Annotated in this window: 2 pseudogenes; both read left to right on the top strand. The window is 79.0% G+C overall.

The features are described 5' to 3' along the window. Nucleotides 1-1,229: pseudogene (locus tag RIF68_RS35545) on the top strand (MFS transporter); the annotation flags it as partial. Between the two features lie 470 nt (nucleotides 1,230-1,699). Then, nucleotides 1,700-1,919, top strand: a pseudogene (locus RIF68_RS35540) (hypothetical protein); the annotation flags it as partial.

Below are 1,919 nucleotides of genomic sequence, written 5' to 3'. Positions count from 1 at the left end.
CCGGGCCCCACGTCCCCGGCACCGTCCTCGCCCTCGGCACGGTCAGCCTCGTCACCGACGTCTCCTCCGAGATGGTCACCGCCGTCCTGCCGCTCTACCTCGTCCTCGGACTGGGCCTGTCCCCGCTCCAGTTCGGGCTGCTCGACGGAGTGACCACCGGCGCCACCGCCCTCGTCCGGCTCCTCGGCGGCCACACCGCCGACCGGGGCGGCCGCCACAAACAGGTGGCCGGGCTCGGCTACGCCCTCTCCGCCTGCTCCCGCCTCGGCCTGCTGCTCGCGGGCGGCGCGGCCGGAGCCGCCGGCTGGATCACCGCCGCCCTCACCGCCGACCGGCTCGGCAAAGGCGTCCGCACCGCCCCGCGCGACGCCCTCATCACCCTCCACACCCCGCCCGAGGACCTCGGCCGGGCGTTCGGCGTCCACCGGGCCATGGACACCACCGGAGCGCTCCTCGGCCCCCTGGCCGCCTTCGCGCTGCTGTGGGCGACGGCCGACGCCTACGAGGCCGTCTTCGCGGTCAGCCTCTGCGTGGGAGCCTTCGGCGTGCTCCTGTGGGTACTGCTCGTGCCGGGGCGGCGGGACCCGCGGACCCCGGTCCGCCCGCCCCGCGGACGGGGCGGGGCCTTCGCCGCCCTCCGCTCGCCCGCCTACCGGCGGACCGTGCTCTGCGCGGCCCTGCTCGGAGCCGCCACCGTCGGGGACGCCTTCCTCTATCTGCTCCTCCAGCGGCGGCTCGACCTCCCCGCCACCTGGTTCCCCTTCCTCCCGCTCGGCGCCGCCTGCGTCTACCTGCTGCTCGCCGTACCGGTCGGACGCCGGGCCGACCGGACCGGGCGGAGACGGCCCTTCCTGTACGGGCACGGGGCGCTGCTCCTGGCCTACGGGCTGCTCCTCGCGCCCCTGCCCGGCCCGCTGGTCCTGGCGGGCGTCCTGCTTCTGCTCGGCGCCTTCTACGCCGCGACCGACGGGGTGCTGATGGCCCTCGCCGGGCCGCTGCTCCCCGAACGGCGGCGGGCCGGCGGCCTCGCCCTCGTCCAGACCGCGCAGGCACTCGCCCGCGTCGGCGCGGGGATCGCCTTCGGTGCCCTGTGGACGCTGAGCGGTCCACGGACCGCCCTCGCCGGCGCGGCCCTGGCCCTCACGGCCGCTCTCTGCTGCGCCGGCCGCCTGCTGCCCCGGGACAGGCCCGGGGCAGCCCGGGCGAGGACACCCGGACCGGACCCGGCGCCCGGGTCGGGGGCGGTGGCGGATCCCCCGTTCCCGGCGCGGGATGCGGTCCCGCCGGGGCCTCAGCCTTGCGTTCCGGCGCCGCAGGCCGCCCTACCTGCGCCTCCGGCGTCCGGCCCAGGGCCGGAAGCCGCGCCGCCGGGGCCTCCGGCGTCCGTCCCGGTACGGGATGCGGTCCCGTCGGGGCCTCAGCCTTGCGTTCCGGCGCCGCAGGCCGCCCTACCTGCGCCTCCGATGCCCGCCCCCGCGCGGGAAGCCACCCTCCCAGTGCCTCCGGCGACCGTCTCCGTGCCGGAAGCTGCTCCGCCCGGGCCTGCGGCGTCCGGCCCCGGGCCGCAGACCGCCCGGCCCGCGCCCCCGGCGCCCGGCCCCGCGCCGCGGGCCGCCCCGCCCGTGCCTCCGTCTCCCGGCCCCTCCGCCGTGACGTCCGGTGAGCCGTCGTCCGCAGCCCCCACCAGGAGGACCCGACCGTGAAGCCCAGTGCCCCGGACCGCCGGGGCCCGTCCCGGCGTACGCGCGCGTGGATCATCGTCCTCGCGGCCCTGATCCTCGGCGGCGGCGCCACCGCCTACACACTCCGCGCCGCGGCGGAGCGGGAGACCGCCGTCGCGGCGACCGCCGACACCGGCTTCACGCTCGACCAGGGGACCGGCGTGCTCCACGTCCGCGACACCGCCACCGGGCGCGTCG

The organism is Streptomyces sp. (assembly GCF_031178505.1).
Lineage (GTDB): Bacteria > Actinomycetota > Actinomycetes > Streptomycetales > Streptomycetaceae > Streptomyces > Streptomyces gulbargensis.
Note: the sequence above shows the minus strand (reverse complement) of the source record. Positions and strands in the feature narration are given on the sequence as shown.